General features: G+C 47.2%; 15 protein-coding genes. 6 read left to right on the top strand and 9 right to left on the bottom strand.

Going from position 1 to position 13,586, the window contains the following annotated elements; translation table 11 throughout:
• Positions 1-14: 14 nt before the first annotated feature.
• Both QMA39_RS01395 and rpiA read right to left on the bottom strand, forming a co-directional pair.
• Complete coding sequence (locus QMA39_RS01395) at positions 15-986, bottom strand: Gfo/Idh/MocA family oxidoreductase (RefSeq protein WP_281657786.1); 972 nt, start codon at positions 984-986, stop codon at positions 15-17.
• On the bottom strand, positions 983-1,774 hold the full coding sequence (gene rpiA, locus QMA39_RS01390; protein WP_281657785.1) for a ribose 5-phosphate isomerase A: 792 nt from the start codon (positions 1,772-1,774) through the stop codon (positions 983-985). The genes QMA39_RS01395 and rpiA overlap by 4 nt, the downstream gene beginning before the upstream one ends.
• Before the next feature lie 181 nt (positions 1,775-1,955).
• On the opposite strand from rpiA, the gene QMA39_RS01385 reads away from it, so the two are divergent.
• Positions 1,956-2,828, top strand: coding sequence for an EamA family transporter (locus QMA39_RS01385; RefSeq protein ID WP_206932150.1), 873 nt, complete (start codon positions 1,956-1,958; stop codon positions 2,826-2,828).
• A 126-nt stretch (positions 2,829-2,954) separates the two neighbouring features.
• On the opposite strand, the gene QMA39_RS01380 is transcribed toward QMA39_RS01385, so the two are convergent.
• On the bottom strand, positions 2,955-3,770 hold the full coding sequence (locus QMA39_RS01380) for an oxidoreductase (protein WP_206932149.1): 816 nt from the start codon (positions 3,768-3,770) through the stop codon (positions 2,955-2,957).
• A gap of 139 nt (positions 3,771-3,909) precedes the next feature.
• Here QMA39_RS01380 and QMA39_RS01375 point away from each other — a divergent pair, with 139 nt between their 5' ends.
• Positions 3,910-4,569: a TetR/AcrR family transcriptional regulator gene (locus QMA39_RS01375; RefSeq protein ID WP_281657784.1), complete on the top strand. Its 660-nt coding sequence runs from the start codon at positions 3,910-3,912 to the stop codon at positions 4,567-4,569.
• A gap of 159 nt (positions 4,570-4,728) precedes the next feature.
• Here the strand turns inward: QMA39_RS01375 and QMA39_RS01370 are convergent, their stop codons facing one another.
• The 3 genes from QMA39_RS01370 to QMA39_RS01360 are packed head-to-tail and all read right to left on the bottom strand — an operon-like array spanning position 4,729 to position 6,023.
• A complete protein-coding gene (locus QMA39_RS01370) occupies positions 4,729-5,358 on the bottom strand; it encodes a pyridoxamine 5'-phosphate oxidase family protein (protein ID WP_281657783.1) in 630 nt (209 codons plus the stop codon).
• A gap of 23 nt (positions 5,359-5,381) precedes the next feature.
• Positions 5,382-5,546, bottom strand: coding sequence for a hypothetical protein (locus QMA39_RS01365; RefSeq protein WP_281657782.1), 165 nt, complete (start codon positions 5,544-5,546; stop codon positions 5,382-5,384).
• Between the two features lie 24 nt (positions 5,547-5,570).
• Complete coding sequence (locus QMA39_RS01360; protein ID WP_281657781.1) at positions 5,571-6,023, bottom strand: hypothetical protein; 453 nt, start codon at positions 6,021-6,023, stop codon at positions 5,571-5,573.
• Positions 6,024-6,167: 144 nt separating this feature from the next.
• On the opposite strand from QMA39_RS01360, the gene QMA39_RS01355 reads away from it, so the two are divergent.
• The 4 genes from QMA39_RS01355 (at position 6,168) to QMA39_RS01340 (ending at position 11,900) form a co-directional block, all read left to right on the top strand.
• Positions 6,168-7,739 (top strand): sigma 54-interacting transcriptional regulator, encoded by a 1,572-nt coding sequence (locus tag QMA39_RS01355; RefSeq protein WP_281657780.1) that lies wholly within the window; start codon positions 6,168-6,170, stop codon positions 7,737-7,739.
• A 169-nt stretch (positions 7,740-7,908) separates the two neighbouring features.
• Positions 7,909-9,057 (top strand): iron-containing alcohol dehydrogenase, encoded by a 1,149-nt coding sequence (locus QMA39_RS01350; RefSeq protein WP_281657779.1) that lies wholly within the window; start codon positions 7,909-7,911, stop codon positions 9,055-9,057.
• Positions 9,058-9,080: 23 nt separating this feature from the next.
• Positions 9,081-10,463, top strand: coding sequence for a hypothetical protein (locus QMA39_RS01345; RefSeq protein ID WP_281657778.1), 1,383 nt, complete (start codon positions 9,081-9,083; stop codon positions 10,461-10,463).
• 18 nt (positions 10,464-10,481) lie between these two features.
• The gene (locus tag QMA39_RS01340; RefSeq protein ID WP_281657777.1) at positions 10,482-11,900 is read left to right on the top strand and encodes an NAD-dependent succinate-semialdehyde dehydrogenase; all 1,419 of its coding nucleotides are present in this window, start codon (positions 10,482-10,484) and stop codon (positions 11,898-11,900) included.
• A 107-nt stretch (positions 11,901-12,007) separates the two neighbouring features.
• Here QMA39_RS01340 and QMA39_RS01335 read toward each other — a convergent pair whose 3' ends face one another.
• From QMA39_RS01335 to QMA39_RS01325, 3 genes are all read right to left on the bottom strand, one after another.
• A complete protein-coding gene (locus QMA39_RS01335) occupies positions 12,008-12,148 on the bottom strand; it encodes a hypothetical protein (RefSeq protein ID WP_281657776.1) in 141 nt (46 codons plus the stop codon).
• Positions 12,149-12,216: 68 nt separating this feature from the next.
• Positions 12,217-12,888, bottom strand: coding sequence for an HAD hydrolase-like protein (locus tag QMA39_RS01330; RefSeq protein WP_281657775.1), 672 nt, complete (start codon positions 12,886-12,888; stop codon positions 12,217-12,219).
• Between the two features lie 384 nt (positions 12,889-13,272).
• Positions 13,273-13,437, bottom strand: a complete 165-nt coding sequence (locus tag QMA39_RS01325) for a hypothetical protein (RefSeq protein WP_281657774.1) — start codon at positions 13,435-13,437, stop codon at positions 13,273-13,275.
• Positions 13,438-13,586: the final 149 nt, after the last annotated feature.

Raw genomic sequence — 13,586 nt, 5'->3', positions numbered from 1 at the left:
CGCTGCCTTTTCATTTATTCAAAATCGTACGTTAACTCCCACTGTTGGCGGGCTTCATCCATTAACTCCATCACCTGGCGGGAAAGCGGAAGGGTCCAGTTTTCCCCTTTTTCCAGTATCAAACGGTTTACAGCCTCTACCTCATACTGCAGCGCCTTCTTCGTATCACCGGCCTCGATCGTTTCAACAGAGCCATCCGCCGTATATGTGATCGTCGCTTGCTGGGCCCTCGGGAAATCATCCACGGTAATGAAGCCTTCATCACCGGCAACAATCCCGCGCTTCGGCATCTTCGCCCGCATCGCAAGGGAGATGACGGCCATTTCGTCATCTTCATTCTTCATGACAATGCCGGACTGCTCATCGACGCCCGTTTGGTATTTTTTCACTGTCGTGTGAAGCTCTGTCGGCTGGCTGGACAGGAAGAACCGGACAAACGACAGCGCATAGGTGCCGATATCCAGCATCCCACCCCCGGCCAGGTCCGGGTTGAAGAAGCGGTTGGATGAATCATCCTCTTTACAGCTTCCGAACGTCACGTTGATCATGTTCACTTTTCCGATTTTTCCTGTTTGTATCATTTCAGCAAGCTTCTGATACAAAGGCATATGGTACAAGGTCATCGCTTCAGCGACGATAAGGTTTTCAGCTTCTGCAACATCGATAATTTCCTGAAGCTGTTTTCCGTTCATTGTAATCGCCTTTTCACAGAAAACGTGCTTGCCGTGCTTTAACGCGTCCATAATATATTCATAATGAATGCTGTGAGGAGTAGCTATGTACACGACATCCACATTGTCATCCTGCAGCAGCTGTTTCGTTTCTTCATAGACATGCTCCACTTGATATTCACCGGCAAAGGCTTGGGTCTTGTCAGAATTGCGTCCCCATACCGCATAAACGCTTCCATTCACCTCCTGGATGGCTTTGGCAAAACTGCCGGCAATCCCGCCGGGTCCTATAATTCCCCAATTTACTTGTGTCATCTTACATCTCCTCCTTTTTTCATTTCCTGTACTCCTGTTTCTCCAGCTACCAGTACCTTGGTAACGACAGACGTAAACAGCGATGTATCGACCACACCGGTCACCCCTTTGAACCGGCGTTCCAAATCAGCACCGTCCTGCCCCGCATCCATAAAAACGTCTACTAAGAGGTTTCCATTCCCGGTATATACCGGTCCATCCTGTCCGCTGCTTTGACGGACGTGAGATGCGCGGGCCGGGAACGATTTCAGCTTTTCATTTACAAAATGCAGCGCCTGCGGCAGTACTTCCAAAACGACCGGGTGGTCATAGGTTAATACCGGGACGACCTTCGTTTTATCGACAAGCAGAATATATTCTTCTGAAAGTTCAGCGACCAGTTTTTCCATCGAATGAATGCCTCCCCCGCTTTTCAAGGCGTGAAACTGTTCATCGACCTGGTCACAGCCGTCAAATGCTGTATCGATCTTACTAACGTCTGTGATGGAAACGACCTCCAGGCCGGCGTCGATGCAGTGCTGTTCCGTCTCCCAGGACGGCGTCACTACTTTCACATAAATCTTGTTTTCATTAATCAGCGTAATCAAGTGCTTGATTGTACTTCCTCCACCAAGCCCCATAATACTGCCCTCGGTTATGTATTCCAGTGCCTTCTCTGCACAACGCTGCTTCACATCCATCTTCATCCACCACCTTGGCACCAATGTACAGCAAGGGCGCTTTTTCTGCAATGTATACGCTCCATTATTATCCAACCGTTCCGTCTGGATATCTATTATATTCATCATCCAGCCCATTCCGTAATTATAGGGAGAAACACGCATTTTGCTATTCTTATATATCGATTCAACCCCCTGAAGTCCCTACTACTTTATAACGAATGTTATTGTAATCTATTTTTCAAGTTTAAATCAGCACCATAGATGGAAAACGAGAAAAATAGTTTTGATCATAGAAGGAGGGAATTTCATGAAATATGCAGGTGCCCTGTTTATCATGACCGCGGCCGTCTTTTGGGGACTGACCGGCGGCATTGCAGATGTTTTAATGGAAAAAGGATGGAGCGCAGGAGTGATTTCTTTTTACAGAGGGGCGGTCGGTCTCATCTGTGCCCTCGGATGGTTTCTTTTGAAGCCGCGGAAGAACCGCCCTCGCTCCAAGTCCTTGTTTGGCTGGGCGGTGTTAGCCGGAATTGGTGTAGCCGGTAACTTCACCCTCTACTTTCTGAGTATTGAAGCTTCCAGCATCGCTGTGGCGGCTATACTCATGTACACCGCCCCCATTTTTGTGCTTCTTTCCTCTTTCCTATTAGGAATGGAAAAATCCTCCTGGCTGAAATGGGGATGCATTGCTTCTGTCTTAACAGGAATCGTCCTTTTGACCGGTGCGTACAAAAGTGGCGGAGCAGCTGTAACTCCTGCTGGGGCACTGACAGGACTCGGAGCGGGTCTATCCTATGCTTTATTTATATTTGGGTTTAAAAAATCCTCTGCAAAAGGAAGCGCTCCGGCCACATTAACCATTGCCTTCCTCGCCTTCTGTGCCATTCTGTTCGTATACATGGACATCCCGGAAGCTGCTTCCGTTCTTACATCCGGAGATCTGCCGCTATTTATTCTTCTTGGGCTGATCGGAGCCGGTCTTTCCTTCGCGCTGTATATATACGGGATAAAACGGACGGCTCCCACCACCGCTTCGATTATCGCCATGGTTGAACCGGTAACCGCATCGCTGTTCGGTGTACTTATTCTTGAAGACAGCTTATCTCTGATTCAGTCGGTGGGTATGGGAATCATATTAATCACGATTACACTGCTTTCCTTTAAACAAGCAGATGAGTGACCGTATGTAAATCACGGACCTTTCTATGCCGCCGGAATGAAAAAAGGGAAGGAAAAAGAGAGGTAATCCTTCTCTTTTTCCTTCCCTTATAATGACGTAACGTTACGTTATTTATTAGTCGATTCTTTACATCCTCAGCATCCGAAGCAGAAGCTGGTCAAACATTTTATCAGGCACGATTTTTCTCAAAAACATAAACGGACGTGCGTATTTTCCGGCCACATACCTTGTTTTCGGCTTGTCGGCTTTTACAGCTTTGACGACTTGCGTGGCAATAACGTCTGGTGAAGAAGCTCCGCCCATGCTGCGGGTCATTTTGATAAACGATTGAGCCATTGGTTGATAGGCCGTCGAACCGGAGGTTTTTTCCACATGGTCCAGCATAATATCGGTCCATTCACTTTGGATACTCCCAGGCTCTATGATGACGACATCGATGCCGAATGGTTTCAACTCAAGGCGGAGGCAGTCGGAATATCCTTCAAGCGCATGTTTTGTAGCGTGATACCAGGCTCCAAGAGGTGTATAAATTTTCCCACCCATGGAGGAGTTGTTGATGATCTTTCCTGATTTCTGCTTCCTCATGTATGGCAGGACAAGCTGTGTAACCCGGCTCAGCCCAAATAAGTTCACTTCAAACTGACGCTTCGCCTCAGTCATAGGAACATCCTCGACCGCCCCGTAGGAGCCATAGCCTGCATTATTGAATAGAACATCTATTCTCCCCTGCTCCTCTATCATCTGTTGGATACCACCCTCGATCGACGCCTCGTCCGTCACATCCATCTGCAGGATGTTCACCCCTTTTTCCTCTAAATCTTTCATGTTCTCCACCCGGCGAGCCGCTCCGTAAATGGTGTACCCTTCTTTCAATAGTTGTTCCGCTGCTGCTTTCCCCATACCGGATGAAGCTCCCGTGATAAGTACCACACCTTTTGTCATTCATATGTCCTCCTCGTTAGTCATACTCATCTATTTAAGTAACGTGACGTCACGTTACTTATTTGATATCATTATATAGCAGGCATTACTCTCTTACAAGACTTTTGTGTTATACTTTCCTGCAAAGGAGATATGTACGATGGCATTTGAACGAGTAAGAACAGAAGAACAGCGGAAAATCCGCATCCAGCAGATCAAGGACGCAGCCGTCAAACTCTTTGATGAGGAGCCGTTCCACGAAATTACACTGGCAAAAATTGCTCAGGAAACCAGCTTTACAAGAGGGAACTTATATAAATATATATCTTCCAAAGAAGAGATTTTTCTGCTTGTAACGATGGATGAAATCCTTTCTTTGAAGGATGATCTAATGGCCGCCCTCCACCAGGACATGACCACAGACATCGCGGCCTTCGCCCGGACATGGGCCTCCGTCGTCGGACAGCATCCGAGATTTCTACAGCTCACCTCCCTGCTTTTTACGGTAATTGAACGGAATGCGACTCTGGAAAAACTGGTACCTTTTAAAAATGAATTCGCTGAAGCCATGTATGAACTGACCGGGATTCTCAAGGAGACGTTTCCTAGCTGGGACGAGACAACCATTCAAAAATTCATCCAGTCTCAGCTGCATTATGCGATTGGCTTATACCCGAACACCTCCCCTTCTGACATACAGAAACAAGCCGTGGAAGAATCTGTTATGGCCTATGTATTCCCTGATTTTACAGAGGAGTTTGCAGAGTTTATCGAATATACCGTCCGCTACCTTCAGGAGAACCAGGATAAGGTCCAATAAGAAAAGCCGTTCCAGTGAGTGGACGGCTTTTCTTACTTCTATCAAACTTTATTCCTTTTTCACTCCGGAAATGACAGCTATGAGAAAGAAAACAAAATAAACAAGGCCTACTCCGATCAATATGTTCATGACCACATCCATACGTACGCCCTCCTCCAATTAATAGAGTTTATTTCTATAACTCTCATCGAGCCGGTCCTGGATCGAGTCCACCGTGGAATTCGGAAGGCTGGCATGTGTAAACAGCATCCGTGCGGCAGAAGGGCGTTCCCTTTCTCCGATCCATGTCTCTGGCTGCCAGAGTTTTGAGCGGATGAAAGCTTTGGCACAGTGGATGAAACACTCCTCCACCTCCACAGCAATGCCAAGCTCAGGCGGACGTCCTTTGACCGCCATTCTCTTCAACACATCCTTATCCTGCATGACCTCCGCCCGCCCTTTGATACGGAGTGTTTCTCCAAGTCCCGGAATGAAAAATAGCAGACCGGCACGTGAATTGGCGATGATATTGCGCAGGGAATCGATCCGTTTGTTCCCGGGTCTTTCCGGTATCACAAGCTGCTTTTCGTTGAGGATATGGACAAAGCCGGGATGATCTCCTCTTGGCGATGTGTCCGGCTGTCCTTTTTCGCCTGAGGTCGTAAGCACGAGAAACGGAGATTTAGAGATAAAATCCATACAGCTGTCATCAAGGAAGGAAATAACCTTATTTACAACGAGATCACTTGGATCTCCGACAAGACTCCGAAGCTCTTTCTCATTCGAAATCGTCTTCTTGAACCGATACATCTCGTCTCCACCCTTCTGTTTTCTTATAAAATCACAGACCCTGCGATGAAAACGAGTAAAAGAGGAAGGAAAACAAAGATCATGATCAGCACCTTCACGTTTTCCACGTCTGTAAACAATGTCCTGCGATTGAGATACAGCATGAAAGCAAGTAATAAAATCGATACCCCTGTCAGCCATCCGTACATATCCACTCCTCCTCCTTATCCCATTTATGACAGGATGTCTTTAATATCATACAGCTGATTCATTAAAGAAAGACCTGTCAGCGCAACCCCCAAGGAACTGTAAAGGATGGTTTTCCGAACACTCTCCCCTTTTTTCACATCAACGACAACCCAGTACAACGATGCGAAGATGGAAGTGAAAAACACCCAGTAATGAATGGACTGGTCGTTCACCAAGTCAACGAGCATGTTGACTTTCCATTGATCCTCTTCAGGCGGCTCATACACCACCGTTTTCTCTGCCATTCCGTAAGCGTTGTTTTTCTCCAAGGTGAGAGCTGTGTGGTCTTCATTAACCATTTTCATTCCGACTGTATTATAGCCGAGTGGATAATAGTTGAGCGAATAAGCGAGGAAAAAGGATAGACCGAAGGCAGTCAGAGCAAAACCTACATAGCCCAGCTTCCTTTTCCACGTCTTGTTTTCATTGGTTTTCATGATGAGCCTCTCTTTCCTTAATTGATATATACCTAAATTCTATAAGTAATGGATGTTTTTGTCACATCCTCATTGATCCGTTCATTCTCAGCCCGAATTTCTCTGTGATAAAATAACTACAAACAGCAAATGGAGGCGATGGGGATGAAGCTTCACCTGAATGATCCTGTTCATCAGGCAGTGGAATGGCTGAGCGAGCGCGACGAAGAAAAAATTGAAGTCGTCAATGACCAGGGAGAAATCGTAAGCAAGTTATCCAAAGAAGAGGTCCAGCTCATTTTGAAGAATGAATCCATGAGCCACACTCTTGGAGATATGCTTCACGGCCAATCAGCCTCTGATCCTAACCAGTACAAGGACATTCTCCAGAGTCCTTTCTTTAATGACATTATCAATTCTTTGTATGACGGCGTATTCATTACGAATGGCGATGGTATAACAGTATTGATTAACCGTTCCTATGAGCGGATTACAGACTTAAAGTCCGAGCAGCTGATCGGCCTGCATATGAGTGAAATTATTGAAGCCGATTACATATCAAAATCCGCCTCGCTTCAAGTCATTAAGGAAAAACGCCCGGTCACCCTAATGCAGCAAATCTCCAACGGCCGGAATATTATCGTATCCGGCACCCCGATTTTTTCTAAAAACCAGGAGATCTTGTATGTCGTCAATAGTGTCCGTGACATTACAGAGCTGCTGCAGTTGAAGCATGACATGGAAGATCTTCAGGAATTGAAAAATCTCCGGCAAAGTTCCAAGGAAGCCTATTCCAAGTCAGACAGCTCCCCTTTCTATACGAGTGAAAAGATGAAAAGCATCATGACTCTGATCAAACGAGCGGCTAAAACAGATGCGAAGGTTCTGCTGCACGGTGAAACAGGTGTGGGCAAAACGATGATTGCCAAGCAGATTCACGAGCTTTCCAACAGGGCTGATCAGAATTTTTTGGAGCTGAACTGCGGCGCTCTGCCCTCCAGTCTCATTGAAGCCGAGTTGTTCGGCTATGAACCGGGGGCTTTTACCGGTGCATTGAAAAAAGGAAAAAAAGGACTGTTGGAGGTGGCTGATCACGGGACATTGTTTTTAGACGAAATCGGCGACCTGCCTCTCGATCTTCAGGTAAAGCTGTTGAAAGTCATCGAGGATCAGGCCTTTTATCCGGTTGGGTCATCGACCTTGAAGCATATCCATGTCCGATTGATTGCCGCCTCTCATAAAGATTTGAAAAAGCTTGTAGCCTCCGGAGATTTCCGAGAGGATCTGTATTACCGGCTGAATGTTGTTCCCTTGCACATCCCTCCGCTCCGAGAGCGAAGAAAAGAAATCATCCCTTTAGCCCGGCTGTTTGCCGAAGAATTTTCCGGCACTTATGAAATCGAACGGACACTCCATGTCGATGTGCTTGAGCTGCTTTATGACTATGACTGGCCGGGAAACATCCGTGAATTGAAAAATCTGATCGAACAGCTTGTTGTTCTTGCCCCTGATAAGGAAATAACAAGAGACCTGCTTCCGGAAGAACTGCTCCCTACAGGACAACAGCGGATGTCTGATCTGGATGATATTGTCCCGCTTAAAGCTGCAGTAGAAAATATTGAGCGCGAAATGATTACCAAAGCATTGAAAAAATATAAAACCACCCGAAAAGCAGCGGAAGCTCTTGAAGTCAGTCAGTCCACGATCGTACAGAAAATGAAAAAATGGGAGAAATGATTTCTTTTGCAATCATTTCTCCCATTTTTGATTACAAATGCAATCAGTTTTACGCCATAAAATGTAAACGCTTTCTAAGTGAAGGCATCAGATTACGGGTTCCCGGGGATTTTAAAATCTGGCACAAAACTTGCATGTAGTGTTGTAAAGAGAAAGGAGAATGTCTTTTATGTCGATCTCAACTTTTAAAATGGCCAACAAGCTTATTACAGGTCATGGAGCAACGAAAGCCCTGACCCAGGAATTGGAACGATTGAACGTGTTCAACCCTTTACTCGTTACCGATGAAATTTTAGAAAATGTAGGTGTCGTAGATCAAATCACTCCACTGCTGAGCGGACCTTCGTACGGAATATTCACAGGTGTGAAGCCGGATCCCGAGCTGCGTATCGTTGAAGCATGTGCAGATGTATTCAATAATGGAAAACACGATGGGCTGATTGCTATCGGAGGGGGAAGTGCCATTGATATTGCCAAGAGTGTATCCGCCTTCGCTTCTTTCAACGGCCAGCTGTCTGAGCTGCTCGGCACAGATCTCGTTCCAGAGAAAGGCTGCCCCCTTATCGCTCTTCCAACGACAGCTGGAACAGGATCGGAAGTGACGAACATTTCCATTCTTTCTGATCAGGAGGCGCAGCTAAAAAAAGGAATGGTGAGTGATCACCTGCTTCCGGATGTTGCGGTGGTGGCTCCGGAAATGACTCTGACCATGCCTCCCTCCGTCACAGCCGCAAGTGGTGTCGACGCTTTAGTTCACGCCGTTGAAGCCTATATATCTGTCCATGCCTCTCCGATAACGGATGCGCTTGCGATTCACGCTGTGAAAATGATTGCTGAGAATCTGCCGAAAGCCTATGCCAACCCTGACCATGTCCAGGCAAGAGAACAAATGGCTGTCGGAAGCCTGATGGCTGGAATGGCCTTTGGGAATGCCGGCGTCGGCGCTGTCCACGCCCTCGCCTACCCACTTGGCGGTCGCTATCATATTGCACACGGTGTCAGCAATGCCCTCCTTCTTCCTTATGTCATGGAGTGGAACAAAATGGCCTGCGTCGAGCGCTTCCGTAATATTGCTGTCGCTCTTGGTGAAAAAGTGGAGCACCTCTCCGACCATGATGCTGCCGACACGGCCGTCCTTGCCATGGAGCGTCTCTGCCGCGATGTCAACATCCCAACAGGACTGCGCAGCTTTGATATCCCAGAGACGGCTCTGCCTGAAATGGCCGAGGACGCCAGTAAAATTGAACGGCTGCTAAACAACAACCCCAGAAAGCTTTCCAAAGACGACATCGAAAAGATATACCAATCCGCCTATTAACCTAAAGAAAAGAGGAGATGTATGTGTGGAAGAATCGTGCGCACGGTGAAGAATCACCGTATATTCCATTAGGTCCATTCAAGCTCCGCCTTCCTTTCGTCCACTATAAATTCGAGTGGCCGGATTATGTCCAGGGATTGTTAATGTGTGCTGTGGACCTTGCTGCCATTCCATTAATGATTGAACTGCTCGGCATGCCTTTTGAAGTCGCTTTAGCTGTCGTTTTACTTAACGGCGTCCTTTACTTGACCCACCATTTATTCGGCGACCCTGTCGTTCCAGGGTGGATCACACCGGCAATACCGTTGATTATGGCCTACGTCTCCACCTTCCCTGAAGGGGTCGACCGTGTCCATGCGCTCGTCGCCTTTCAGCTGACGCTGGGTCTCTTGTCGATTCTGCTTGGAATTACGGGGCTCGCGGGTAAAGTGGTTTCCTTCGTCCCTCCAGCCATTAAATCAGGAATCATTCTCGGGGCCGGACTGGCTGCTGTCATTTCCGTCTTTGAAGTTGGCGGACGATTTGAACAATTTCCATGGACGATATCGATTGCTGTCGGGATTGCCTTTTACATTATCTTCTCCAAGCATTTCAACCAATTGAAAAACTCAAGCTCCATGTGGGGCTTTATCGGTAAACTCGGTATTTTTCCGATTATTATTCTCGCTGTCATTGTCGGCCCTTTGTTCGGTGAAGCCCCCTGGCCGAACATCGAATGGGGACTCATCAACCCGGATTTCGGCACGCTTTGGAGTGAATATACGGTCTTTGGTGTCGGCTTCCCTTCCTTGATGCTGTTTTTACAAGCCATTCCAACCGTCCTTGCCGCCTACATTGTACTCTTCGGTGATGTTCTGCAGAGCAAGGCCCTGATTTCCGAAGCTGATGAAGTCCGACGCGATGAAAAAATCGACTACAACGAAAACCGTGCCCACCTGATTTTTGGCGGGCGTAACTCCATCATGAGTATCCTCGGTCCTGATATAACAATGGCCGGACCGCTTTGGGCGGCGATGCAGGTGGTTGTCATCGAACGCTTTAAGGAAGGAAAAAAAGCGATGCACTCGTTGTTTGGTGGATCAGGATCATTCCGCTGGGGAACCAACACAGGCCTTCTCCTTATGCCGATTGTCAGCCTTGTCCAGCCCATCCTTGGTATCGCGCTTGCCCTTACCCTGCTCATCCAGGGCTATGTCAGTGTCAGGGTTGGTATTTTGGAAGCCCGCAGTCATAGAGATTTAGGAATCGCCGGCATTATCGGTGCTGTCCTTGCTACAAAAGGGGCAACCTGGGCGTTTGCTGTCGGCGTTCTTCTGACGCTCCTCATTTACGGAAAGCGATTCTTCAAAGGGGAGAATGATGAAATTTTCACGAAAGATATGAAAGAGGATAAAAGGATTTCATAACCATAGAGGAGGAATATCATGGAACATTTTCACTTGATCATCGATGGAAAAAATACCGGCGGAGAGCTGCCTGTTCTGGAAGTCACCAATCCAGCGGATGCATCGGTTATTGCCACCGTGCCTTATGCAGGGGGAAAAGAAGCCCGGCAGGCGGTTGATGCCGCCAGTCATGCCTTTTCTGCATGGGCCGGATTATCCGCATGGGAACGCAGTGATCGTCTGAGAAAATGGTTTGAGCTGATCGAAGAAAATAAGGAAGACCTCGCCCGGACGATGACATTGGAACAAGGCAAGCCATTGAAGGAAGCACGTGGAGAAATGAATTACGCCAACGGTTTTATTTCCTGGTATGCTGAGGAAGCAAAGCGGGTTTACGGCGAACAGATTCCTGCTACACAGCAGAACAAGCGTCTTTTCGTTTCTAAACAGCCGGTTGGCGTCACCGCTGTCATTACACCTTGGAACTTTCCGGCGGCGATGATTACGCGAAAAGTAGCACCTGCACTTGCCGCAGGCTGTACGGTTGTCATTAAACCAGCGGAACAGACGCCGCTCACCGCTCTCAAAGTCGCAGCTCTCGCCGGGAAAGCCGGCATCCCTGACGGGGTGATCAACGTAGTGACCGGAGACGCAGAAGCTATTGGTGAATCCTGGCTCGCCGATGCCCGCGTTAGAAAATTAACGTTTACAGGATCAACAGAAGTAGGACGTTTGTTAATGAAAGGATCTGCCGACACAGTGAAGAAAATTTCCCTTGAGCTCGGCGGCCATGCCCCCGTGATCGTCATGGACGACGCGGATCTTGAAAAAGCCGTTGCGGGCGTATTGGCTTCCAAATTCCGCAATGCCGGTCAGACGTGTGTCTGCTCAAATAGAGTATATGTCCACGAAAGCATCGTTGACAGCTTCACAGAAAAACTGACGAATGAAGTGAAGAAACTCAAAGTCGGAAGCGGTCTCGAAGAAGGAATCGATCTAGGTCCTCTGATTGATGACTCAGCGGTCGAGAAGATAGAAAAGCATGTCAGCAACGCAGTTGAAAAAGGAGCCATTGCGGCGTATCACGGTTCCCGTTTGGACGGCCTTTTCCATGAGCCGGTTGTCCTTACGAATGTAGATGATTCCATGCTCTGCATGAATGAAGAAACCTTTGGCCCCGTCGTACCGATCACAACGTTCAAGACCGAAGAAGAAGCCGTCCGCCGTGCTAATGATTCCATTTATGGCCTGGCTGCCTATGTGTTCACAGAAAACTTGAGCACAGGCATTCGAATCAGTGAGCAGATGGAATACGGCATCGTCGGACTTAACGACGGCCTGCCTTCGACTCCACAAGCCCCGTTCGGCGGCTTTAAGCAGAGCGGTCTCGGCCGGGAAGGCGGCCACCACGGTATTGAGGAATATTTAGAGACAAAATATATTTCTGTAGGGCTGTAAACCCCGACTTATGTAAGAGGTCTGCGGAGGTCAAGAGGACTTACGTTCAGCAGATACCCGTCAATAAAGAAAACGTGCCCATCATCACGCAGATGGGCACGTTTTTCTTAAGACTGAAGACCGTTCACTGCGAACGGTCTTTTCTCCTGCCTTTGAATTTCAGCTCCAGCAGATGCCCCCAGGATAAAGACAACCATGGCAACAGCATTCGTATCGCTGATCAATACCATCCCGACCGCCCATTGCACCCGGGCCCCTCTCCGAAATCAAAAGGCTGTACTACACATGTATGTACAGCCTTTACTCTTACAAATTGTTATGAATAGGGTGTACCCTCCAGTAAAGGTATGACCTGCTTTAAATCACGCAGATCTTCGATGACCTCATCCGCCTGTGCCAGTTCTTCCTCCCGCGCGAAATCAAAGCGGCACCCCACAGCTGTAAGACCGTTTTCCTTGGCCGCCCGGATATCAGATAGTCTGTCACCGACGACTGCCCCTTCCTGGATGGCATGCTTTTGGATAATTTCCTGAACGAGTCTGGATTTATCAAGGGAATCGATCTGTTCTATGCTGTATGTCTGCGATACCCATCGATCGAGGTGGTAATATTCTACAATGGTCTTCAGGTACCTTTTCAGACCATTACTGGCTATGTACATCGAAAAACCCTGACTGTTCAGCTCTTCCATCGTCTCTTCCACCCCTGGATACAAGGATCCTCTCCCATACTGAATATTGCTGATGAGTCTGTCTAAAAAGAGCGCGTCCACTTCGTTTCTTTCATAGGTAGTGAACTCAGGCAGCAGAGTCTCCCACACTTTCGGAAGAGGCACGCCCATAATTCGCTGATATTCAGCCAGCGGAGCTGCTCCCTCCCATTTGTTGATTTTTCTCAACTCCTGGAAAGTATCTTCAAGAGAGGCTTCCAGGATCTGATTGGTTTGAAATAGTGTTCCGTCCATATCAAAAATAATGGCTTTTGTCATAGTACCCTGCCTTCCGCTTTTCAGTTAATTTATTTTTTCTGTTCCATTAAAAGGCCCATCACTCAGGCCGGTTGGTGGATGAGGATGTTTCCGAATACCGGTCCGATTCCCCCATAATAATCAGTTCCAGCCAGTTTCTTTTTTCAAATTAGTAGCAACAACCAACAATAAAGTTATAAAGCATGACGACATCCCCCAGTAAACAAGTCAATGAGAAAAAGAGCAGCAGTGATAGACAACACAATCAGTCCAAAAAAATTGAAAAATTCATTGATAGCCTTCCCTCCATTTTTGTAGAAGGTTCATAGATCTCCTATATGTAGATGTAATGGTTTCATTGTAATACAAATTGGTATTGTTTTCCTCATCAATGAGATAAATATACTAAAAATTGAGAGCGATTAAAATCAAAAGAAGTCCACTTAATACTCCAATGGCCACATACATCCAATGGCCATAGATTTTCACTGGCAGATCTTTCAACATGATCGCTCCCCATCCGATGACAACGATGAATGTTATAAAAATCGCTAAAATAACCGTCTCCACGACACCTTCCCCCCCTTGTAAGAGATTGGATAATTTCATCACCAAGATATATAAAGAACGCCGGAGGCCACTTCAGATGATCGTTCATATAAACAGCCCATTGTTATAGGAAAACAACAAAAAATTATATTCCAAAAATGTTTACTAAA

Source organism: Halobacillus sp. Cin3, assembly GCF_947311855.1.
Classification (GTDB): domain Bacteria; phylum Bacillota; class Bacilli; order Bacillales; family Halobacillaceae; genus Halobacillus; species Halobacillus kuroshimensis.
The sequence above is the reverse complement of the archived record's forward strand: the minus strand, read 5'-3'. Positions and strand labels throughout refer to the sequence as shown.

What these genes read in the sequence shown, in the direction of transcription:
- QMA39_RS01395 (WP_281657786.1), bottom strand. Translation starts at nt 986, where the DNA reads ATGACACAAGTAAATTGGGGAATTATAGGACCCGGCGGGATTGCCGGC.
- rpiA (WP_281657785.1), bottom strand. Translation starts at nt 1,774, where the DNA reads ATGATGAATATAATAGATATCCAGACGGAACGGTTGGATAATAATGGA.
- QMA39_RS01385 (WP_206932150.1), top strand. Translation starts at nt 1,956, where the DNA reads ATGAAATATGCAGGTGCCCTGTTTATCATGACCGCGGCCGTCTTTTGG.
- QMA39_RS01380 (WP_206932149.1), bottom strand. Translation starts at nt 3,770, where the DNA reads ATGACAAAAGGTGTGGTACTTATCACGGGAGCTTCATCCGGTATGGGG.
- QMA39_RS01375 (WP_281657784.1), top strand. Translation starts at nt 3,910, where the DNA reads ATGGCATTTGAACGAGTAAGAACAGAAGAACAGCGGAAAATCCGCATC.
- QMA39_RS01370 (WP_281657783.1), bottom strand. Translation starts at nt 5,358, where the DNA reads ATGTATCGGTTCAAGAAGACGATTTCGAATGAGAAAGAGCTTCGGAGT.
- QMA39_RS01365 (WP_281657782.1), bottom strand. Translation starts at nt 5,546, where the DNA reads ATGTACGGATGGCTGACAGGGGTATCGATTTTATTACTTGCTTTCATG.
- QMA39_RS01360 (WP_281657781.1), bottom strand. Translation starts at nt 6,023, where the DNA reads ATGAAAACCAATGAAAACAAGACGTGGAAAAGGAAGCTGGGCTATGTA.
- QMA39_RS01355 (WP_281657780.1), top strand. Translation starts at nt 6,168, where the DNA reads ATGAAGCTTCACCTGAATGATCCTGTTCATCAGGCAGTGGAATGGCTG.
- QMA39_RS01350 (WP_281657779.1), top strand. Translation starts at nt 7,909, where the DNA reads ATGTCGATCTCAACTTTTAAAATGGCCAACAAGCTTATTACAGGTCAT.
- QMA39_RS01340 (WP_281657777.1), top strand. Translation starts at nt 10,482, where the DNA reads ATGGAACATTTTCACTTGATCATCGATGGAAAAAATACCGGCGGAGAG.
- QMA39_RS01330 (WP_281657775.1), bottom strand. Translation starts at nt 12,888, where the DNA reads ATGACAAAAGCCATTATTTTTGATATGGACGGAACACTATTTCAAACC.